The 23,328-nt window shown below is 50.6% G+C and carries 16 protein-coding genes; 13 read left to right on the top strand and 3 right to left on the bottom strand.

Annotation, left to right across the window (positions count from 1 at the left end; translation table 11 throughout):
- The first annotated feature begins 456 nt into the window (after positions 1–456).
- Both EL645_RS04765 and EL645_RS04760 read left to right on the top strand, forming a co-directional pair.
- On the top strand, positions 457–2,775 hold the full coding sequence (locus tag EL645_RS04765; protein WP_161977115.1) for an MMPL family transporter: 2,319 nt from the start codon (positions 457–459) through the stop codon (positions 2,773–2,775).
- A complete protein-coding gene (locus tag EL645_RS04760) occupies positions 2,772–3,887 on the top strand; it encodes a lipocalin-like domain-containing protein (protein ID WP_126548960.1) in 1,116 nt (371 codons plus the stop codon). The genes EL645_RS04765 and EL645_RS04760 overlap by 4 nt, the downstream gene beginning before the upstream one ends.
- A gap of 108 nt (positions 3,888–3,995) precedes the next feature.
- On the opposite strand, the gene EL645_RS04755 is transcribed toward EL645_RS04760, so the two are convergent.
- The gene (locus EL645_RS04755; protein WP_161977114.1) at positions 3,996–5,684 is read right to left on the bottom strand and encodes an alkaline phosphatase D family protein; all 1,689 of its coding nucleotides are present in this window, start codon (positions 5,682–5,684) and stop codon (positions 3,996–3,998) included.
- Between the two features lie 493 nt (positions 5,685–6,177).
- Between EL645_RS04755 and EL645_RS04750 the strand changes: the two genes are divergently transcribed.
- From EL645_RS04750 to EL645_RS04700, 11 genes are all read left to right on the top strand, one after another.
- Positions 6,178–8,904, top strand: a complete 2,727-nt coding sequence (locus EL645_RS04750; protein ID WP_126548958.1) for a sensor histidine kinase — start codon at positions 6,178–6,180, stop codon at positions 8,902–8,904.
- 65 nt (positions 8,905–8,969) lie between these two features.
- Positions 8,970–9,701, top strand: a complete 732-nt coding sequence (locus tag EL645_RS04745; RefSeq protein WP_126548957.1) for a response regulator transcription factor — start codon at positions 8,970–8,972, stop codon at positions 9,699–9,701.
- A gap of 963 nt (positions 9,702–10,664) precedes the next feature.
- Entirely contained in the window at positions 10,665–11,675 is a 1,011-nt protein-coding gene (locus EL645_RS04740; RefSeq protein ID WP_126548956.1) for a DUF4388 domain-containing protein, read from the top strand.
- Positions 11,630–12,067, top strand: coding sequence for a hypothetical protein (locus EL645_RS04735; RefSeq protein WP_126548955.1), 438 nt, complete (start codon positions 11,630–11,632; stop codon positions 12,065–12,067). Before EL645_RS04740 ends, EL645_RS04735 begins: the two co-directional genes overlap by 46 nt.
- Complete coding sequence (locus tag EL645_RS04730) at positions 12,067–12,498, top strand: response regulator (protein ID WP_126548954.1); 432 nt, start codon at positions 12,067–12,069, stop codon at positions 12,496–12,498. The genes EL645_RS04735 and EL645_RS04730 overlap by 1 nt, the downstream gene beginning before the upstream one ends.
- Positions 12,499–12,604: 106 nt before the next feature.
- Positions 12,605–12,943 carry a response regulator transcription factor gene (locus tag EL645_RS04725; RefSeq protein ID WP_218031736.1) on the top strand — a complete coding sequence of 113 codons (339 nt, stop codon included), beginning with the start codon at positions 12,605–12,607 and terminating at the stop codon, positions 12,941–12,943.
- 138 nt (positions 12,944–13,081) lie between these two features.
- A complete protein-coding gene (locus EL645_RS04720; RefSeq protein WP_126548953.1) occupies positions 13,082–13,333 on the top strand; it encodes a hypothetical protein in 252 nt (83 codons plus the stop codon).
- Positions 13,334–13,371: 38 nt separating this feature from the next.
- Positions 13,372–13,689 carry a chemotaxis protein CheW gene (locus tag EL645_RS04715; protein WP_126548952.1) on the top strand — a complete coding sequence of 106 codons (318 nt, stop codon included), beginning with the start codon at positions 13,372–13,374 and terminating at the stop codon, positions 13,687–13,689.
- A gap of 76 nt (positions 13,690–13,765) precedes the next feature.
- On the top strand, positions 13,766–15,832 hold the full coding sequence (locus tag EL645_RS04710) for a methyl-accepting chemotaxis protein (RefSeq protein ID WP_161977112.1): 2,067 nt from the start codon (positions 13,766–13,768) through the stop codon (positions 15,830–15,832).
- Between the two features lie 155 nt (positions 15,833–15,987).
- Positions 15,988–20,634 (top strand): hybrid sensor histidine kinase/response regulator, encoded by a 4,647-nt coding sequence (locus EL645_RS04705; RefSeq protein WP_126548950.1) that lies wholly within the window; start codon positions 15,988–15,990, stop codon positions 20,632–20,634.
- Between the two features lie 21 nt (positions 20,635–20,655).
- The gene (locus EL645_RS04700; RefSeq protein ID WP_126548949.1) at positions 20,656–20,901 is read left to right on the top strand and encodes a hypothetical protein; all 246 of its coding nucleotides are present in this window, start codon (positions 20,656–20,658) and stop codon (positions 20,899–20,901) included.
- Between the two features lie 31 nt (positions 20,902–20,932).
- On the opposite strand, the gene leuB is transcribed toward EL645_RS04700, so the two are convergent.
- Positions 20,933–22,051, bottom strand: coding sequence for a 3-isopropylmalate dehydrogenase (leuB, locus tag EL645_RS04695; RefSeq protein ID WP_126548948.1), 1,119 nt, complete (start codon positions 22,049–22,051; stop codon positions 20,933–20,935).
- A gap of 108 nt (positions 22,052–22,159) precedes the next feature.
- Positions 22,160–23,233 (bottom strand): Gfo/Idh/MocA family protein, encoded by a 1,074-nt coding sequence (locus EL645_RS04690; protein WP_126548947.1) that lies wholly within the window; start codon positions 23,231–23,233, stop codon positions 22,160–22,162.
- Positions 23,234–23,328 lie beyond the last annotated feature (95 nt).

Below are 23,328 nucleotides of genomic sequence, written 5' to 3'. Positions count from 1 at the left end.
CATGATTGGCGGATGATGCCACCATTATACAACAACCGCCCCATACAGTCGACCTTAAACTTTCATATAGCATCTTCCACTCTCATAAGGGCAACTAAAGCGGAAGGTGCAGGAGGGCGGCGAGCCCTCCTGCTGGGGTTTGGGGTATCCCCAACAAAACACCCCACCGCAGCGGAAGGTGCAGGAGGGCGGCGAGCCCTCCTGCTGGGGTTTGGGGTATCCCCAACAAAACATCCTATCGCATGCCGCCAGCGGCGGCATGCGATAGGATGTTTTGTTGGGGACTTGTTTACCTGCTTTAAGATATTTATGGATATAAAAAGTTGGATGGGCGGGACGGCTGGAATGCGGAGTTTTCTGCACAAGATAATTACCCCTCCAGGTGCAGAGTGTCGTCATACAACAGAACGAGAAGAGTTTGTTGCCCACAACATTACGCTAGAGAAAGGCCATAATATGTTTTACCGTTTAGGCAAATTTGCCACCCGCCATCGCTGGTTGATTGTTGGGTTATGGATACTTGCCGCGGTGATTGCACTTCCCTTCGCTCCCCAGGCGAATCAAGTATTGCAATCTGGTGGATTTGAAAGCCCTGACTCAGAGTCCCAAAGGGCGATTGATACACTGGTTCAAAAGCTGCACGTAAATGAAACGATCGTACAGGTCATCTTTACCAGTCAGCGTTATACAGTTGAAGATCCACAATTTATTCAGCAATCTGAGCAGGCGGTGACCCATATCCGCACCTGGTCTGAGGTCGCCCAGGTAACCACTTATTTAGATAATCCGCGCCAGGTCTCACAGGATCGCCATGCGGCCTATGTCAATATCCAGATGAAATCGGACGCCAATGCAGCCGCCAAGCTATTGCCCGATCTGGAGCAGCGCCTGCAGAAGGTACCAGACTTAAAAGCTAGCATTGGCGGCGGACCCGTTTTTTATGAAGATATTCAGTCAGTTAGTGAAAATGACCTGCGACGTGCCGAGTTGCTGGCCTTCCCATTCGCTATTATTGCCTTATTACTTGTCTTTCGATCTGTAGTCGCTGCGGTCCTGCCAGCGCTGGTGGGAGGCTTTGCCGTAGTAGTTTCCCTGGCCATGATTTTTGGTCTTGGTCATATCACCCCCCTCTCTATCTTTGTGCTCAATATCACCACCTTGTTCGGGTTGGGCCTGGGGGTTGATTATTCACTCTTCATGGTGAGTCGCTTCCGGGAAGAACTGATCCATGGACGCTCGATTGAGGAAGCGATCGGTGTAACCGTAGCCACAGCTGGACGAGCTGTGACCTTCTCAGGTCTGACCGTCTCTATTGGTTTATTTGGCCTGACATTTTTCCATATCAATATGCTGCACTCAGTGGGCCTGGGTGGTATTCTGGTCGTAGCTCTGGCCGTCCTGGCGGCCGTGACCCTGTTACCGGCCCTGCTTTCGATCCTGGGATTGAGGGTGAACGCCCTGCCGGTACGCCTGCCACGCTTTGGAAGGCGCCCTGTCGTTGCGGAGACTACCCTGGACCCACATCACGGTTTCTGGTATCGATTATCCCAGTTCGTGATGCGCTATCCACTGCGTGTCTTCTTCCCAGTCCTGTTACTCCTGCTTAGCTTTGGCGCGCCCTTCCTGGGTGTGCGTTTCTCGGCTCCCGATGCCTCGATCTTACCATCGTATGTGCCTTCGCGCGCCGCCTACGATTTGCTGGTCCAGCGTTTTAATCAGCGCGAGACCACGCCCATCTTAATGGCGGTACATACCAGAGGCAATGCCCTGACACCCGATAACATCAAGAATCTCTATTATTATGTCAAGCGTATTGAGGCCGACCCACGTGTTGACCGTGTGGATAGTATTGTCAGTGCCGACCCGCGTTTTACCCTGGAGCAATACCAACTACTTTACTCCCATCCACAGTTGATTGCCGATCCCTATCTTGGAGCCTTCTTAAAAGCATCGGTGTCAGGCGATACCCTGTTGGTTGAGGTGGTGAGCAAATACGGTATGGTTGATGCCAACTCACAGGCCTTAGTGCAGACGATCCGCAATACCGATCCTGGTAATGGCATCTCTGTGCTGGTAGATGGTGGCACGGCCGGCAATATCGACTATGTGCAGTCCTTGTATACCGATTTCCCGGTTGCTGTCCTCATCATCTCGATTACAACCTATATTGTTTTGCTTTTCCTCTTCCGCTCGCTCTTGTTGCCTTTAAAAGCGATCGTGATGAATACGCTATCTATCCTGGCCAGCTATGGGGCTCTGGTCTTAATTTTTCAGGATGGTTTTCTGCACCAGATACTAGGGTTTACTCCACTGGGATTTGTAGAGGCGTCCAGTCCGATCCTGCTCTTCTGCTCAATTTTTGGTCTTTCCATGGACTACGAGGTCTTCTTGCTATCGCGTATTCAAGAGGCTTTCTGGCAAACAGGCGATAACAAGCAGGCGGTGGCACTGGGATTACAACGTAGTGGTGGCATCATTACCAGTGCAGCCGTAATTGTGATTGTTGTGAGCGCCTGTTTTGCGACGGCTGACATGATTCTGGTTAAAGCTCTGGGGTTGGGGATGGCCCTGGCCGTAGTGATCGACGCCACCCTCGTAAGAGGCCTGCTGGTTCCGGCTACCATGCGTCTGTTGGGAAATTGGAACTGGTGGCTCCCCTTTGCCGGCGTCCAACGCCATCCGCCAGCGCTGGCTGAATACCTGGCACCAGTGGATGCCGCCAGAGAGTACACAGATTCCAACGAAACGAATATACATGTAGGAGGCAAACGATGAGACAGCAGTTCCGTTACAGATCAGCCTGGTTGCTGGGAATGAGTTTATTATGTACACTGCTGCTCTCATCCTGTGCTTTTCCCGGATTGGCCACGACTTCGGCGACCTTACCCCAGGTTAGTCAGCAGCCAACAAAAACTGAGCTGCCCCCAATTCATTTTCCGCAGGATGAGGGCGCTCATAACAACTTGACCGAGTGGTGGTACTACACAGGCCATATGCAGGCGACCGATACAAAGGGCAAGCAACATACTTATGGCTTTGAACTGGTCTTTTTCCAGGCTCTACGCAGCAATCTGCCAGCGGTTTATCCCGCCCATTTTGCTATCAGCGATATTACGCGCGGTGAGTTCCATTATGATCAGCGGCGTGTAACACAATTTGCAGGTCCCGCTCCGAATGGACAATCCACACAGGGCATCAATGCGCATGTTGGCAACTGGTCTATCCAGGGATTGAATGGCCAGGACCACCTGGTCGCCTCCATGCAAGACTACGCGATTGATCTCAGTCTGACCGGACTCAAGCCAGCGACCCTGCATAACGGCAATGGCCTGATCACTTACGGGCTGGGTGGTTTCTCCTACTACTATTCGCGGACGCGTATGGAGGTGGCTGGCACCCTGCTTGATCATAACCAGCCTTTAAAGGTTACTGGCACTGCCTGGATGGATCATCAATGGGGAAACTTCCTCACCCTTGGTGGGGGAGGCTGGGACTGGTATAGCATCCAATTAAACAACAAGACAGAGATAATGCTTTACTTTATTCGGGATGCCACTGGCAAAACCATTTCCACCTATATCGGCTATACCGATGCCGATGGCAAGGCTTTTGTCTTGCCAGAACAATCATTGCACGCAACGGTACTGGCTAAATGGACCAGCCCAACGACAGGCATTACTTATCCGTCAGGCTGGCGCATCGATATCCAGGACCCTCATCTGCAGGCTAGCCTGACCATTGATCCACTGTTGAAGAATCAAGAGCTGGTGGTACAAAATTCAACAGGCAATGTCTATTGGGAAGGTGCCGTGAAGATCGCAGGGCAAAGCAATGGACATCCGATTGCTGGTGAAGGATATGTAGAATTGACCGGCTATACAAAATAGTTAAACAGCCATCATTAGCATGCTTAAGAAGGTACAGGAGTTGTTCTGTACCTTCTGTTATCTAGCGATCTCACTCTATGCTACGCGTCGTTCACCTATCTTTGTTGTTTATGGTTGGGCTGGTGGCAGGATGGTTGTTGCCAGCTTCTGCAGATGGCCATTGATAGAGCCCAGGTAGTCTTGTTGTGGCGTATAGCGACCCTGGGTATCTGCTTGCAGGGTCACCATGGCCAGTGTATTCTCGAACAATAGATTATGGTCAATGTGTGCTGTCTTATCGCTAGCTGCCAGCGGTAAGATGCGCTGTTTTAAGCCACCGTAGCGCCATTGGGAGAGGTGTGCCTGCAATTTTATTTTGCTCTGATCTGAGGCGCTAAGCTCATTTTGCAGTGGAGTAGAAACGAACTGGTAGAGATATGTATCCGTGGCTACTCGGGAGGTTAATTGGGCTGCCAGTGCATAGGAAAAATGCACATCGCCCGAAAGGATCAAGGTGTCTTTGGGCTGCTGAAAGATCTGCAGTAGATCTTGCCAGGATACAGGATAGAGTGGCCAATGATCAAAGCCAATCCGCATAGCAATCCGCTGCTGCAAGCGAGCCAGTTGTAATCCTGCCCCGTGTAGCCAATTTTTTTTAGCCATCCAGGGGCGTTGTCCCATCAGATATTCGAGCCAGCCAATGGCGGGAGGCAGGAGTACTGGTACGGATGAGACCAGGATGGCCAGGGTACTTGGATTCTTTGAGAACCAGTTCTGTAGATCATTAGCCTGGCTGTGGCTAATAATGCGGGTCGGTGCAAAGATATCCTCATCACTATCTGTAAAAATAGCGGTTCGCTCAGTACGGGCATTGGCCACAAAAATGGGAGGAGTCGATGGTATCTCATAATGCCAGTGTAACAAAACCCTGCCATAGAGATCTTCACGAATACAGTCACGTAGCCGCTCAAGGGCGTCCTCCCCACTCTCAGCCGCCTGGCGCATAATAGCCAATAACGGGTGTTGAGCTGTGTGTTGTGCCAGATTGCCCCAGCCTTGATAGATCCAGTAAGCCACTACACCATCGATCAGTACCTGTTCCCGGCCAGATTGCGTAACTTTGGCGCGCCAGGTTGGCATAGAGTTCCAATTATTGGTAATCTCATGGTCATCGAAGATCATATAACTGGGAAGGGAGGCTAATACCTGACGTACACCACTATCAGTCGACCAGGCATGTTGATAAAAGAGGCAAAAGTCTTCATAGCTACTCGCCTCTGGGCCCAGGTGCGGTGACGCTTGCTGAAGGCTGGCTGAGGGTTCATCCGCGTAAATCTGATCTCCTATTAACAAAAGTAGATGTGGCCACGCCGACTCGCGTTGCTCGAAATGTTCGTGCAGCCAGTGCCCAAAGACGCTGAGGACATCTGACTGGTTGACCTCAGCCTTGCGACAGGAGCCATAGGCAATGCGCAATGGAAAATGTACAAGCTCTTCCGTCGCTTGTGGCTGTGTTGCCAGGGTACGAAAGCATTGCGGCATAGGCAACGCGGGCGTTTGTACAAGCTCTTTTCCAGGGATTGTACCAAACAATTGATAGTTATACCAGGTCGCTGGTTGTAAGTGCTGTAATTCTAACGCAACGTAATGGTGTCCACCAACCAGAGTTGACTTCTGACTGACCGTTTGCGGCTCATCCCTGGTCCCGTTTGCCTGGACAAGCAATGTAACTGTCTCGGCCGCCGTCAATTCAGCCCAGATAACGATACTGGTTGGGCTGACCGCCCGTACGATGGGACCAACGCGAAGCTCAGGCATAGCATCCTCTCTCCATTCCAAGTTGACCATATTTCTTATTCTTTAGCAGATTCAGATCAATTATACGTTAATTAAATAGAAAGGAAAGGTAGGGGAAAGCAGCGATCTATTTGCGAACAATACAGGTGCCAGGCCTTCCAGGTGTTATCAGGCTTATCAGTATTTTAAGAAATTTTAATAAATGGCCTGCTTATCTCGCCCCAGGCATTGACCCATACTGGCATAGATGTGGTATACTTTGTGACAATGGCAAACAGGCATTTTGCAGGTAGATAGGGATTTGTGGCATATTTAGGTTGTAATTGTTTGTTGTGGGTAAGAAATGTAATGGTTGTTGTTGATGCACAACGATAGCGTAATTTGTGTATTGCATGTTACGCCTAACAAAAAAAGTATTCAGTACACCTGATATTTCTCTCTCCTTACTCTATAGGGAAGGGATCTCATCTTCTTAAGCGTTGATGAGGATGTCAGCAAAACCTGGCAGGAAGCAATGGAAGCGAGAACACATACCTCTGCTCTTGAAGAGTCTGCGATTATTGAGCGCGTGGCCCGCATTGTCTTTAGTGTGCGTGGTGCCAAGCCCGACTACACTGTCTTAGCGGCAGAGCTGGAATCGGCTGTGCCCTTTGATGTGTTTGGCGTAGTTTTGTTGCGCCATGATCGCCAGGCTGTGCGTGTGACCGTGTGTCAGCGCGAAGAGGGAGGGGCATGGAAAGCACGTCTCCACCAGCATCCACTGACAGACTCTATGCTAGAACAGGTATTGCAACAGCCAGAGCTACAGGTTCGTGATTATCCTGAGGGCCTGGATGGCGCGCCTTCCTCCAGTGGAGATGCTCTGAGTTCCTATCATCAGCTACGGTCAACACTGATTGCACCGTTAACGGTTGAAAATCGCGTGCTGGGAACACTGGAACTGGGTAGTACCACGCTCCATACCTATGCTGACCAGCATTTGCAGCGTTTGGTAGATGCTGTAGTTAGAATGCTGGCGGCAGCCATTGAGAGCGTTCAATTGGGAGGCAATGCCGCGATCCAGGATCGGCAGCGCCAGGCTTTAAAAGATGTGAGCCGGGCCCTTACCTCAAAAATGGAGCTCTCAACTGTTCTCCAGCAAATCGTCATCGGTGTATCTAAGGCTCTTAGCGTCTCTTCGTTTATTGTGCTCCTGAATCGCCATACCAATACACTCTACCTGGAAGCTCAAGCTGGCGTAGCTCCAGAGCTGCTGAACCATATTTTGCAGCAACAGGGGAGCATGAGTGAGAAGAACATCTTCTGGCAAACACTCAAGCGGCGTCAACCATTGACCTCGCAAGATATTGCCACTGACGAGCATTATCCTGACAGCCAACTGCTGGCTATCGAGCTAGGATTGCACTCCCTCTATTGTTATCCTCTGATAACCGGCTCTGCCGTCTATGGTATGCTGGTACTTTGCTCAACAGAAGCAGGCGGCTTCACCCCCCTTAAAAGCGATATCCTGGCACTCTTTGCCAATCAAGCTACTGTAGCTATCCATAATGGTATGCTTTTTACGTCCTTCAATCAACGCAAACGCTTCCAGGCTGCCATTGAACAATTTGACCGCTCTCAGCAAGAGCGTGATTCTCGCACCGCTGATGAGCAGCTCTATGAGGAGCTCAAACTCTTCAAAGAAATTCGTGCCGAGGCCCAACACACCTTTGGCTTAAATTTCAGCCATATGATGCGATGGATGAGCGAGCAACTCTTAACCCAGAACGAACGTAGTCTGCAGGCCATGCGCTCTGCGATCGAGAACGAGCATACCTTTGATCCCTTTACAACCTCATTGGAAAACGAACAATTGCTACCTTCAGCACTTTTCCTTGAGGAGTCATCGTTGCAGCCCGATGTGGCCAATGCTGAAACGCAGGCTTTACTGGCGCAGACCGCGGAATCGGCCCTGACCCGAGCGGCCATGATCGGAGAGTTAAGTCGTTTGATCACCCATCTGAAACAATCTACCAATTGGGTACGTGACCCCTGGTTTGTTGTAGATTTGGATGGCTATTGCCTGTATATGAATCCAGCGGCCCGCCAATGGTGTGAATGGAGCCTGGAAACTATCTCCACCGATTATTATTTGCAGATGCAGATGTTTGTCTCATCGGTAGTTCAGGGTCAGGCAATGGGTCCATCGATTGAAGAAGTATTTTCTCGTCTCTTGCCACGCATACGTGCTACTGATGAGGCACGCAATTATTTGCAGGATTTCACACAAGATAGTATTTATCGCCAGGAGTTTCGCTGCGTGCTGGCTGACGAACCACTTGAGACAGCGACGCAGTCGCAAGCAGAAATGGAGGGAAGCGCTGCACGAAAAGATACTGCCGCCAGTGATCACCACTATCAATTCACACGTTATCCTCTTTATACGCAGTCTGGGCAGCTAGAAGCAATAGCCTTGCAGGTGCAAGATATTACCGAACAGGTGCGCGAAGAGAAAAATCGTTCTGCATTGTTGTCTGCATTCTCGCATGACCTGCGAACGCCCTTAACTACGATCAAGGCCGCCGTCACCGGGCTATTGCAGGCTGATCTGGTATGGAACGAAGAGGACCGCAATGAAATGCTGGTTGATATCGATAGTGAAGCTGATCACCTGACCATGCTGGTAAATGCCCTGATTGAACTTTCTCGTATCGAAATGGGAGCCATGGAACTCAAACTGGAATGGTGTGATGTCACAGAGATCCTCTACACGTCCATCACAAAACTACAACGAGCCCTGGGACATCGTCAGCTGCAGCCTCAACTGCAGCATTCTCTACCACTTGTCTACGCCGACCACGCCCGCCTGGGGCAAGTATTTTATAATCTCGTAGAGAATGCTACGCGCCATAGTCCAGACGGCACAACTATTTCACTTTTTATCGATATTTTACAGAATGAGCGAGAAGAATTACGTGTGCGTATAATTGATCAGGGTGTAAAGATACCTGAACATGAATGTGAGCGAGTTTTCACATCATTTCAGAGTCAGGCTACATCTTATGGCAATAGCCTGGCCCTGGCTACCTGTAAAGGCATCATAGAAGCCCTTGGTGGGCATATCTGGGCGGAGGCGGCAGATGGTGGTGGCTCTTGCTTTACCTTTCTTTTGCCGATCCATCCACAGACTGTTGTATATATGGAAGAGAAACTGCTAGCTGAACTCGATGAGGACGATACGAAGTCGCGCACACGCAGCTAGCCGGGAGGGGGAGTGTGGTGGAAATGCATTGGGGCAGGTCAGGATACCTGCGCGGAGGAACCACAATGAGAGTGAAAGGGAAACGTATTCTGGTTGTCGACGATGAGCCGCCAATTCAGCGCATCCTTCGTCGCAATCTGACGGTGGGTGGTTACGAAGTACTGGTTGCTGAGAGTGGAAAACAGGCGGTTGAGATGGTGAAGCTTCATCAGCCTGACCTGGTTTTGCTGGATATTTGTTTACCCGGGGGCATGGATGGAGTGGATGTATGTGTGCAGGTACGCCAGTTTACCCAGACGCCAATCATAGTACTGTCAGCAGTAGCCGAAGAGAAGCAAAAGATCAAAGCATTAGATTATGGAGCCGATGACTATCTAACCAAACCATTCAGCAACGATGAACTGCAGGCACGTGTACGGGCATGTTTGAGACGGGCCAGTACTAAAGAGGCAACTAACGAACGGGAGCCAGAGGTACTGACCAGCGAGGATGGTTATTTGTATATGGATGTGGTGCGGCGGCAAGTGCGTGCAGGTTCACAAGAGGTTCGTCTGACACCAACCGAGTTTGAACTACTGCGTCAACTCATGCTATATGCTGGCAAAGTATTAACCCATCGTACCCTCCTGCGTGCAGTATGGGGACCCGAATATGGAGAGGAAGCAGACTATTTACGTGTCTATGTCAGGCAACTTAGACTGAAAGTTGAGTCCGAGCCCTCACGCCCAAAATATATTGTTACTGAGCCCGGGATCGGCTACGTTTTCAGATCTCAGGGGGAATCGCAGAATCCTTAATAAAATTTTAATGTCATCTTGTGTTTTTTTTATAGCGACCTAACTACTTTGGCAGTAAACTCTTAGTAAGAGGACTTTTTAGCCCGCATTTATATTCTTGACCAATACTTGAGCATACTCATACAAAAAATATTGCTGGCTAAAAAGATTGGGGTGGTAAAGGCATTCCTTTTTGTGTTACTGTATGCCATAATAAGTTCTGGTATTGTACTGCAAGTCGATGGATGACAAAGCAGACAAAGACGGTAAGTGGGGGTGGTGGAAAAGCGGGATTTCTAGTATGCTATGGTCGGTAATGCATTGGCCATGGAGTGCCAATGCCAGAAATGCCGGTACTGGCAACTATACCTGTGATATAGCGTATGAACCTGGGATGACAGATTGATAAAACGTGTGGGGGCGAGGACGACCTTTTACCTGCGGCGCTAAAAGGGGAAAATTTCTTCACATTAATCAAACAAAAGGGTCTCCCTTGGTATCATACAGAAAATAAAAATAGATATATGTTTGTGGTAGAAGAACGTAGCTGTTGCTCATATTGTATGTGATTGTTCTGTCAGGGAGTGCGGTTGAAAGGTAGCAGTGTTTGTACGCTGGGGAGGAGTTGGAGCAATGATTAGAATGACATCCATACTGCGTCGTAACGAATCTATTTATGATAGAGATGAATGGGACTCTCGTGATGCGCTCGCTGTTTACTGGATCGTTGTGCATAGTAACCATCTTTGCGATTGCTAAAAGAATGATGCCAACGTACCTGGATGTCCTCTAAGCCACTTATATGTCACATAAAGCAGAGCAGATGGCCTGTGCATCTGGATAGCAGGCGTTTGTCTTCTGTTTGCGAACAGGCATTGTGGAGCCATGGATGGATATCTGCAAAGAACCTGTGACAAGACCGCTTGCACAATCAATATCTTACATATATCTGCAAGCTAGTCTGGTAAAGGAACTGGAAGAAGAATGGAGCAGCAAGACCGCATCATGGATGGAGATTTACAGACCTTAGGTCTCCAATCCATTTTAAAAATGCTTGCCCTGAGTGGAAAAACTGGAAAGTTATTTGTGACTTCGGGACCAGAGACGCTTTCAATCAGCCTGCGCAAAGGGCAAATTGTGGGATTACATGAAGATGCAGTGCCTCAGCCCGATGTATTGGGAATGCTCTGCTTGCTAAATAAATTGGACCCACCACGTGCACAGTATATTCGAGAGCTGGCTCGCGGAGATATGCCGATGTCCCTGGCGCTCCTGGTTGAGCGCGGCTGGATGACCGCAAACGAGATGCAGCGCCGCCTTGAATTTCTGGTAACGCAATCAATCAGTCATGCTTTACGCTGGGTGAATGGTCGTTTTGCCTTCCACCGCCAGGTTATCCCGATGGAGAGCAAGATGCAGCCACTTGATGTGGATTCAGTTTTGCTCGAGGCGTTACGCCAGGCGGACGAATGGGAAGAAATCATGGGCGAGGGTGTGACTCACCTCACACGGACCACCGTTGCCCGCTGGCAACCCGAGGTCAGCAATGATGTGCGTAACCTTGGCCTCAATCAAGAGGGCATCGAGGTGCTCTGCCTGGCCAATGGAGAGTTAACGCTACAGGCGGTCGCGCTTGCGCTGATGTCGCCTGAAGCGCGTGTGGCCCGTATTATGGCCCGTCTGCTAGAATTAAACCTGATCGAAGTAGTTGATACTGCCTTAGAGACGGAACTACAGAGCGATCTCTCAAATATTATTATCAAGTGCCAGTACTTATTGGCGCAGCAGCGTCAATCTTCGCATCCAGAACAACATCTCCTGGGTTTAATTACCACCCTATCAGAGTGCATCAATGGCCTCCTTATGCACCATGGCTTATATGCGCGTAGTCTGCGTGGACGTGGCAAGATACCCTCTATGGAAATTGCCCGCTACTGGAACGTCGATTCGTGCCCCAACTGCAGGCGTTATCGCAGCAGCAATTTCCGATTCTAGAAACAGCCACCTTCCACTATGGACAGCTCGACTGTAATGATATACTGACGCTCAACAAAGTTGTCAAAGGTGAGCAACTTGAAGAATTTTATTGGGAAGCGGTGCAGGGTCTGGTAGCCTTTTTACGAATGGTTTTTACAGAGCTATTGCGCGACGAGGTTGGAAACTCACATATCGGGCGGCAGCTAAATGTGGCCTGGAGAATCTTCCTCTCGGAGATTGATCACGAGGTCCAACAGTACCAGATTTACCGAGCCCATCGAAATACGCAGCACTCACGAGGTCGGGATAACATCCAGCCCTCTTCTCTTGGAATTGTACAAAATTGGCAGAACCCCGCCGACAACAATGGGGAAATGTGGTCGCCTGATACGCGAAGGAGGTCAATTTAATGGCTGAGCCAACGGTGCTTGTTGTAGACGATAGTCCTACTGTACGTAAAATTGTACAGATGACTTTGCAGCGAGAGCATATTAAGGTGGTGACCGTCGGGGATGGGTTGAGCGCGTTGACTTCGGTTGCCGATGAGATGCCTGCCCTTATTTTGCTCGATATACAACTTCCGCGGATGGATGGGTACCAAATTTGCCAGATAATACGCAAACACTTGCAGTTTCGGCAAATTCCCATTATTATGCTGAGTGGGAAGGATGGCTTGTTTGACAAGATGCGAGGCCGCTTAGCCGGATCTACCGAGTATCTTACCAAACCATTTGACTCGGCTGAACTTGTACAAACAGTCAAAAAACACCTTGCGAACTGGCAAGAACGTGTACCTGTCCAACAAGAAGGGACACGCCCTCGCTTACGCTATCGCGGCTAATCTCCAGAACAAGACCTACGATGCTCGGCATCTTTGGTAGGGAGGGTTGGAGGGTAAGCTGCAGTTCCCATCACTTGGTTGGCTCGTTAGGAAAGGTTAGAATCGGATGCCTGGGCAGAAAATACTTGTTGTGGACGATAGTTGGACAGAACTGACAATGATTGTCACGCCATTGCGCAATAGCGGTTTTGATGTTGTAACCGCGGTAGATGGCGACGAGGCTGTCGAAAAAGTATTTAAAGAACGTCCGCAGTGTATCGTACTGGATGTTGTATTACCAAAGCAAAATGGTTTTCAAGTATGTCGCAAATTAAAAAGTTCGGAAATGAGTCGGCATATTCCAATCATTTTGTTGACGTCTAAGAACACCCCATTGGATAAAGCATGGGGATGCGGCAAGGGGCTGATCTCTATATTACCAAGCCCTTTAACGGTGATGAGTTAGTAGCTAGTGTACGACGCCTCATTTGAGGAGTCGTACTGGCAGGGTTTAGTGTCTGTGGGATCTCCGCTCTCTTTTCCCTGTTACAGATGTCGCATAGGATGCCTCTCGCTTCTTGTGCCCTATATGGAGTAAGTTTTTGTGTCCAGTGAAGATCAGAAAAAACGTGATGCCTTTGCTGCAATCCAGCAATTAATCTCGCAGTCGCCATCCGTGGCGGCACTGCAGTTGCAGCTTGCGCAGGGGCAATTTGGTGTAAACGGTTCTCCTAATGGAGAAACCCCACTCCCGGCAGCTATTGGAGAGCAATATCTCGTATTCTCTTTAGCTGATCGTGAGCTGGCTGTCAAGGCTGAGCTGGTGCAAGGTGTCGAGCGGCTGGTTGAGAGTTAACGCCGGTTCCCAATGTTGTTTCCTGGGTCAGAGGGGTGATGAACCTGCGGGGTTCTATTGTCTCAGTGGTAGACTCGCGAATGTTTTTAGATCTGGAGCAGGTGCCCTATACTCCGCGAACGCGTTTGCTCTCGCTACAGAGTAATGAAATGGTCATCTGTTTGGCGGTGGATAGTGTTAGTGAAATGTTGCCGATTCCCGCTACTGCTATCAATGGAAATGTGCGCCAGGCTACTATTCCATCCTGGGCTGCTCCTTATGCTATGGGGAGTGCATCACTGTCTAATCGCGTGATTATCGTCCTGGATGTAGCTCGTCTTCTTTTCTCAGAAAAAATGCAGCGCTATAAGGCCTAATGATAATAGTGCGGCGGCCTATCGTAGGTCACCTAAATTGAGATAGATATATTTTTTATCAATGGAGGTCTGGCGAATGAATCCTGATCAAAATAAAAGTGGTTCGGCGCTCAGTGGCCCCTTTACGCTAGGGTTACTTGGTTCCGTGCTTGTGCCTGTGTTACTGTTAATTTTTATTGCTTTCATGTCTTTTGGTTCTAATTCAACAGTTGGTATCATTGCTATTGTTGGTGCCGTTGTTGTCGCTATTATTGGTGCTATTTCCAATCTCTATGTACAGCGTAATGTAAAGAACCGTTTGTTAGGCCTGGCTGAGGTTTGCCGTGATTTTGTGAGTGGTGATCGCTCGGTGCGAGCTGCGGTCAATGGCGATGGCGAGTTGGCTCAGTTGGCCAGTTCGTTAAATGCTATCCTGGATAACCAGGGCTCCTCCCCAAGTGTTTCAATGGGACCCGCTGGCAATGATGCGGCCGCCCTGCAGGCACAGATTGAGAAGCTGCTGCAAGAGGTAAGCGCGGTCGGTGATGGTGATCTGCGCGTACAGGCTGAGGTGACTCCGGACACACTGGGTGTGCTTGCTGACTCCTTCAACTATATGATTGAAGAGTTGGCGAAAGTTGTGGGTCGTGTACAATCAACTGCTGTACAGGTTACCAATGCGACTCGTCGTATTCTGGATCGTTCGGCTGAACTGGCTCAGGCTTCTGAGACACAGGTAAAACAGATCGCGCAAACCACCGAGGCTGTAGAAGCCCTGGCCGTCTTTATTCAAAACGTGGCCCGCAATGCTCAATTGAGTGTGGATGTAGCGCAAGAAGCGTTGCGTAGTGCGACTAATGGTCAACAGGCTGTGCGTCAGTCGATTGAGGGTATGATGCTCATTCGAGAGAACGTGCAAGAGACCGCGAAGAAAATTAAACGCCTGGGTGAGCGCTCAAACGAAATTGGTGAAATTGTCCGCATTATTGAAGATATCGCCGACCAGACGAACTTGCTGGCTTTGAACGCCGCTATTCAGTCCGCGATGGCGGGTGAGCACGGTCGTGGATTTGCCGTGGTTGCTGACGAAATCCGCCTCCTGGCAGAACGTTCAACCGAATCCACCAAGCGTATCGCAACCCTGGTAAAAAGTATTCAGGGCGATACATATGAAGCTGTTGTGGCTATGGAAGATAGCACACAAGAGGTGGTTAAAGGATCTCAGCTGGCTGATGATGCGGGTCGCTCACTGAACTCTATTTATAGCGCAGTAGAACGACAAGCTCAAATGATTGAAAATATCGCTCGCGCCGCTAATGAACAGACTTCGGTCTCTGAAGCTGTTGCGGTCGCCATGGGTCGTATCTCAGAAATTACGCGTCAGACCGATGCTGGTACACAGGAAGCCGCAGTTAGTGTAAGTTATCTGGCTGAACTTTCTGAGCAGTTGCGTGCTTCAGTATCAACCTTCCGCCTGCCTGATCGTACAAATGATATGCTTGGTTCGTTCTCTAATATGACAGCTGTGAATGAAGTGCAGGATAAAGGCGAGCAGCCCTTTGGATCTATGCTGGGTGCTGGATCTGATAGCGGCTGGGGTCAGAACTTCTCGGGCAACTTCCCGCCTTTGCCTGAGCCTGGCAATAGTGGTTCACTGGTTTCATTGGGAACTCGTTCTGGACAGTTTGGTGCCAATGGGCAGCCAGATTTTGGTAACCCGGCAGCGTTTTCCCCATCAGGGATGCCACCCCAGGCCCCAATTCCTGGCGGTTTTGGTGGAAACAACAACCAGCAGTTTTTTGGCAATCAGATGGACTTTGGTAATATGGGTGATTTTGATAGCCAGCAGCAGGGAATGGATAACGGCTTTGGGATGCCACCATTTGGCAATCAGGGCTTCAACAATCCTAATCAGCCATTCTTCCAGGGCTCTAATCCTGATCAGTCATTCTTCCAGGGCTCTAATCCTGATCAGTCATTCTTCCAGGGCTCTAATCCTGATCAGTCATTCTTCCAGGGTTCCAATCCTGGCTTTGGACAGCAGCCACCGACTTCTGGATTGCTTCCGCCACCTTACCAGCAGCAACTGCCTCAGCAGCAGCCTGGGCAGAACGGCAATTCACGTCCTCGCTGGCAGAGTGGAATCCACGAACAGAATCAGTAATTGTTCTTATGGGCTCGCTATCGTTGTAAGCGAAAAATAAATAGCGAGCCCATAGAAGTGAGGTGTTACCTCTCTCATATAGTCCCTGCCTGGCTGCGATCAGGTGAAGGGATTGAGAGGGGTAACACCAGAATAGTTAAGTGAGTACGCGCAACATGTCGAACACATTTGATAAACTATCCGTCCTCGACTCGTTTATCGAAGAGGTGAATAGCTATTTGCCAGAAATCGAGACGAACCTCGGGCGCCTGGCACAGTCACCTGGCGACATGGATGCCCTCGAAGAGACTTACCGCCGCACTCACACCATTGGCGGTTCCGCTTCCATGATGGACTTTCCGGGCCTGGCTCATGTGGCGCATGGCATGGAAGACATCCTGGCTGACGCATTGGATGGCTTAATTACGCTGGATGACCCCTCACGGGTCTTATTGGAGCGTTCATTAGGCCGTTTACGTCAACTCCTGGAGGGTATCCGCGGTGGCATTGATGAAGAAGCAGTGATTGCGGAGGATGATGCCGACTACGCTCGCTATCGTGCTCAGGTAGATGCTGCTGCAGCGACTCCCACCGCCGGTGGTGCAGAGATAAATCCAATTTATTCTGCTCCAGTATCAACTTCGTCAGCTTCCCTTTCGCCAGCGCCAGCTTTTGAGATGCCTTCGCCTCAGACTTCATTATCTTCTTCGATGCCATCATTTGATGAGGTGTTGGCCTCTTTCCGTACGCAGTCGGTTCCTTCTGGTGAGGATATCGGTTGGCCGGAGGAACCAGAGCTGGTGTCGCGTTTTGATAACACGTCGTCTATGTCATCGGTTCCGGCAACTCCTCGTCAGCCTGAGTCGATCTATGCACCTGTGCCAGTACAGCCAGAATTTAATATTCTTCAGGACCCGACGCCAACCAGTGCTTTTGAGGCCTTGATGGCCTCCACCCGGCGTTCTCCAACTCCTCCTGAGCCCACGCCAGTTGCTCCACCACCGGCGACGCCCAGCAGCCCATTGTGGAATGAGCAGACATTTGCTAATCCGCCGGCGGCGCCTACCAGCCCGCTCTGGGATGAGCAAACATTTACTAATCCGCCTGCAGCGCCTGCCAGCCCACTGTGGAATGAGCAAACATTTACTAATCCGCCTGCAGCGCCTACCAGTCCACTGTGGAATGAGCAAATGTTTGCGCCATCTGTGCCCGATGTACCGCAGTATAGTGTGCCTGACAGGATTGAGTCCCAGGCTGTTGTACCTGCAAATGTGAGCGACCAGGGCCAGGAACAAGGACTGATAATGCCGTCCGCATATGAAGATATGCAGCGCGATGCGCAGTCTCTGGAGACCCAGGCCGCCTCCTTGAAGAATGTTGTAGCTCAGTTGCGTGAGGCTATGGGTGTCATAGATGCGCAGCGCAGCGAATTTAAGGGTTTCTTAAATGGTTCAAAAGATGCTCTCGATCGCATGGAGGAGTGGGCTGGTAAAGCCATGGGCTTAAACCTGCGCAATAGCCCGGAGCAGGTTCGCCGTTATTTGCCTCTTTCCGTGATGTGGGTATCTAACTCTAAACTGAAAAAGGTGCTGGATCTCATCCAGAAAATTACCGGTGGGGTTGAGTTGACCGATGAGCAGTTGACGTCTGCCCTGCAACAATTGCATGTTTCGATTCAATCCTGTGGTGAGGCCTTTGAGCAGTTAAATGTGCAAGGAGCCCCCGCATTAAGGCAAGAAGGTGGTTGGAGCCCCTGGGACGTCAGGGTCGACCAGGATAGAAATGCCTTACGTGAGCGTGTTACGTTTGAGCGTCAGGGAGACCCTGCCGCCTTGCGTGCGGAGATCGAGGCTCAGTTGCGCGAGGAATACGAGGCTAAAGCCTCTGCTGCCGCGCGTGAACGAGCTGAATTAGAACAGCAAATCCGCAATGAAGTACGTCAGGAATATGCAGAGATGCAGCGCCTGCAAGAGCGTGTAGGCGGTTCACCTGGCTCGACTAATGAAACGGTTAAAGACATTGAAGACCGTTTGCGTAGTGAGATTGAAATTCAAGTACGTCAGGAGTTCCTGAACCAGATTATGAGTGGTGGTGGTGAGGATGCCTCCTCACCGTTAGCTCGACTCTCTGGAAAGCCTGCCGCTCCTGAGAACGATACGCATGGGTTGGTAACCACCATTCCACCATCCAATGTGACGCCGGCTGGCCCGGATTCACTGCCGTTGCCTAAATCTCCTGCTGTATCCATGCCTGTGACTGAAGCGACTGGGAAATCTACTGCCGCTAGCTCATTTAGCACCAATGACTTTGGTGAAGAGGCGGCAGAGATCTTCCGTCTGGAGGCGGAAGAGCATCTGCAGTCTATCGGTATGCATGTGGCCGCGCTAGAGAAGAATCCTACTAACCGGGATCTTATCCAGGGTATCAGGCGTGCTACTCACACACTCAAGGGCGCCGCGGGCATGATGGGCTTTAAGACAATCGCTGATCTGAGTCACGTCTCGGAAGATCTACTGGAACTGATCATGGAAGGCACAATGGCGATCTCGCCAACGGTTGTCAGCTTGATCCTGGATACAGCTGAAGCATTGGAGTTGCTGATTACCGGCAACGACTCTGCTATTGCGGATATCAAAGTTCGTGAACTGCATAAACGTTATGTGGAATTGCTGGGTGAGCGTAGTTCCTCGAATCAGATGATTGAGGAAGATCTGGATGATGATGATCATAGCAGCGATGTACAGCCGGTCGCCAACGTTGTAGCAGGCGAGCAGGTTTCTGATGGCCCGACGCCGCGTGCACATGGTGATCTGAGCGTTCGTGTTCGGTTGCAAAAGCTCGACGAACTGGTAAATCTCTTTGGTGAGATGCTGGTCAACCGTAGTGTGTTGGAGGAACGTATCCAACGCCTGGTTCGCCTGGTATCGGATGTTGCTGTAAGTAGTAATCGTCTGGGAGATGTGGGTCAGAAACTGGATAGCCGCTTTGAAGCGGCCACCTTGCCTAGCGGTCGCTCGGTGCAGGTAATGCCTGGTGAAGGTGATCAGAGCATTGCTCGTGGTACGCAGAATGGCTTGATTGGATCCAATACTGCCGTTGGTTTGCCCGCACCGAAAAGCCAGAATGGGCAGGGAGGGCGCAATCCTTCAGTACCGGCTCACCTATCTGAATTTGATGAACTGGAATTAGACCGCTATACAGAGTTCCACCAGTTGGCTCGTGGATTGAGTGAAGGTATCTCGGACATGGCGACGCTGAGCACCGAGATGGATACAATTATCCGCGAATGTGAGGGTGTCTTCTCGCGCGAGAATCGCCTGAATACTACGTTCCAGGATCGCTTGATGAAGGTACGCCTGGTACCACTGTCAACGATGGCCCCTCGTTTGTATCGTGCCGCTCGTGCGGTAGCGCTCAAACAGGGTAAGGAGATTGACTTTGTACTGGAAGGCGAGACTACTGAGGTTGATCGTACCGTATATGAAGAGATCGCGGGTCCATTGCTGCACCTGGTGCGTAACGCGGTGAACCACGCGATTGAGCGACCAGATGTACGTATCCAGCGTGGCAAGTCGCCAACCGGACAGATCAAGCTGTCGGCATCGTACGAAGGTAATCAGATTATGATTACGGTCCGCGACGATGGTAATGGTATTGATCGTAATCAGGTGCGGCAGACGGCGATCTCACGTGGCCTGATCCGAGCTGATCAGCAGATTGGCGAAGATGATGTGGTCGCCTTGATCTTCCGTCCTGGCTTCTCCACCGCCGAATTCCTGAGTGAAGAGAGTGGACGTGGTGTCGGCCTGGACGTTGTACGCGATAGTGTGTCACGCTTACGTGGTACCCTGGTCGTTGAGACTGCGCCTGGTCTGGGTACTGCCTTTACGATGACCTTCCCAACCAGCCTGGCGATCCAAAGCGCCATGATGGTTCGCGTGGCGGGCCAGCAATTTGCTATCCCCACAGTTCACGTCGAATCAATTGGACGCCTGGATAACTTTAAGCGTACCAATTCTGGTGGTCAGCCAGCAGTACTGGTGCGCAATGACCTCTATCCGCTGCATATGTTGGCGCAATACTTATCTTTGTCCACCTCTGTGACGATAGAAGATAAGGCCCAGTTGTTGCTGGTGAACGCAGGTGGTCATCGTGTGGCCCTGGTCGTTGATGAGATTCGTGGCAAGTTTGATATTGTGATGAAGAACCTGGGACCGCACCTGCGTGAAGTTCATGGTATCGCCGGTGGTACAGTGCTTGGTAATGGTCACGTTGTCCTGGTCCTGGAGTTGAATACGCTCCTCTCCTCAAAGATCAATACAGCGCTGACAAGGCGTGATGCGGCTGCCCCGGTGGGACAGGTGAAACAACGCGTGGATGTGTCGAATAAGCAGCAAGACTTACCGTTGCGGCCCGCAGCAGCAGCGGCGGCTACGCCAGAGCGTGGCAAGCATATTCTGGTGGTGGATGATAGCCCGAGCGTGCGCCGTGTCGTTAGTAACATGCTCAAGCAGCATGGATGGACGGTACAGATGGCCCGTGATGGCGTCGAAGCGCTGGAAATGATCTCGCTTGAAACGCCTGCCGCAGTGTTGCTTGATATCGAGATGCCGCGTATGGATGGATATGAGCTGATCTCAACGGTCCGTGCACAAGAGCAGTATCGAACATTGCCGCTGGTTGTTCTCACTTCTCGTGCGGCTGCCAAGCACCAGCAACGTGCTATGTCACTGGGTGCGAGCGCGTATGTGGTCAAGCCATACCAGGATGAAGAATTGCTCAACACAATTAATTCACTGGTTTACGGTGCGATTGTACGTTAATCAGATAGAATGCAGGTGCATATGGGAGTTGAACGTGCGGTAACCCGCTGGTATATCCAGCGTCAAATGATTTTGTATGAGTTGGCCCAATTAGAAGCTCGCCTGGAGCAGCTGAGCCAGCTAGATACGGAAGGTGAAGTCTCAACGTCTCAAAGCTTGCCAGCAGAGGGGGAGCCGATCTCCGAAGAGGAGCTCCTCCAAAAAGTGGCAATGACCCGGGAGAAGTTAAAAGCCCTGGGTCATTGTCCTAAACCTATGATGGGTTAGTTTGTCTCACGCAGTTGTTCTGGTCCTGAATTTATTGGGCCAGAGCAGATGCGATTTTTTGTCCCATTTCCTGCGTATTGATAATCTTTGTCTCGGCTTCACGTAGATCCTCGGTGCGATAACCAGCTTGAATCACCTGTTCAACCGCCGTTTCAATCGCCGCAGCCTCATCTTTTAATCCCAATGAATACTGCAGCAACATAGCAGCGGAGAGGATGGCTGCGATAGGATTAGCTTTGCCCTGCCCTGCAATATCTGGCGCGGAACCATGGATTGGCTCGTACAGTCCCAGGCGGCCATTGGCGGTTTTGCGTGTACCCAGGCTGGCGGAGGGTAGCATACCCATGGAGCCAGCCAGCATGGAGGCCTCGTCTGTAAGGATGTCGCCGAAAAGATTCTCAGTGACGATGACATCGAAGCTGCTAGGCTTACGGATCAGGTGCATGGCGCAGGCATCGACCAGCAGATGTTCAAATGTGATATCGGGATAGTCAGCAGCGACCCTATCAGCTACCTGGCGCCAGAGGACCGATGAGCTAAGTACATTGGCTTTATCTACAGAGGTCACTTTTTTCTTGCGGTCACGGGCTGCCTCAAAGGCAACGCGTAAGATGCGCTCGATCTCTGCCTCGGTATACAAAAGCGTATCGATTGCCTCGGTACCGTGGCCTGTCTTGCGGATCTCGCTCGGTTTGCCTGGCACAGGAGGCTCCAGGTGTCCATAGTAGAGGCCGCCAGTTAATTCGCGTACCACCAATAGATCGGTACCACGTAATACTTCGGGCTTGATTGGTGAGGCACTGAGCAGGCTATTGAGGGGCTTCACAGGACGCAGGTTGGCGAAGAATTGTAGTCCTTTGCGCAGTTTAAAAAGGGCCTGTTCTGGTTTTACTTTATAGCGGCCATCATAATTGGGTAAACCACCCACCGCACCAAATAGGATGGCATCACTGTGCAGACATACTTCCAGGGATTCATCCGAGATAGCATCCCCTTCAGCCTCGATCGCGGCTACGCCGACCAGGCGTTTATGATAGGTGAAAGTGTGGCCGAAGCGACCAGCCACTGCGTTCAATACATTGATCGCCTGATCGGTGACCTCGGGTCCGATCCCATCTCCAGGTAAAACCGTAATTGTGTAGTTTCCCATGCAGACTCGCCTTTCTTAATAGTTGATATCGGTAATGGCGATCCCTGCCAGCAAGATTTCAGGCCTTTCTGGCAGGGAGATAAGAATGTTATATGCTTTATATTTTGTTTAGCGCGCCCAATCCATTGGCTCTGGCTGTTTAAAGCTAGATGTCAATGTAACGGGTTTTCCTTCACGGAAGGATTCCTGGATGCCGCATAGGATATCCACGACGTGGGCCGCCTGGGCGCCGGTAATGCGCTGGGGGCGTTGCTCGTGAATAGCTTCGGCCAGGTCCAGTACACCTCGGCTCCATTCAGTCCCCTGATATGGCTCTTTCACGTAAGGTACTGGCTCATAGTGTCCACCAAATTCTGAGAATTCTACGCTACCGTGGAAATTTTGCCAATCACTTAAGTATAGCGAACCTTTGTCACCATGGAATTCGATGCCACGCTGTTTGCTATGATGGCCGACGTAGAAGTTGGTCGTCAGGCGAGCTACCGCCCCATTTTCAAATTCGACGGCGGCCACTGCGAAATCAGGCGTGGAAATATGGAATGGCACTCCTTCTTTTGTGACACGATCTGGATAGAGCACCTTGCCAAAGGCTGTAATATGGCGTGCCGGTCCAAAGATGGACGTAAGAATGGTTAACGGATAAACCCCCACATCGAACAGTGGTCCTACTTCATAGAAAGGACCTGGTGCGGGATGCCAGGATTCGATGCGGCCCCAGTTGACTTCGGCGTAGGCCAGCCGCACTGTGCCCAGACGTCCGTCGCGAATAGCTTTCCAGGCTGTCTGCTGAGCTTCGCCCAGAATCGTAATCGGGGCTCCACTCAGGCGGCGGCCTTTTTCCTCAGCCAGGCGTACCAATCGCTGTGCATCTTCAGATGTCAGTGCAAGTGGTTTTTCACTATAAACATCCTTGCCAGCATTGAGACATTTCGTGATTACTTCGGCGTGCGCGTGATGAATAGTCAGATTAATTACCAGGTCTACCGCGTCATCTTCCAGGATAGCTTCGAGCGAAGGATAGACTTTACCACCATAGGCGGCGACATACGCCTCGGCCCGTGCCAGATCAATATCGGTAGCACCCAATAATTTAATCTGTGGATATGGCTGGAGTGTTTTGGCATAGGCCCCGGCAATGTTACCGCAACCGACAATCGCGACATTCAGAGAAGTGAGATCCATCTTAACTATCTCTTTCTACTACATTGATTGTAAGGCAGATACTGATAGAGTGTTTTGAAGCGGCCCAATATTCAGGGAGTATCCATATCAGGGAG

The organism is Dictyobacter kobayashii, from assembly GCF_003967555.1.
GTDB lineage: Bacteria > Chloroflexota > Ktedonobacteria > Ktedonobacterales > Ktedonobacteraceae > Dictyobacter > Dictyobacter kobayashii.
Note: the sequence above shows the minus strand (reverse complement) of the source record. Positions and strands in the feature narration are given on the sequence as shown.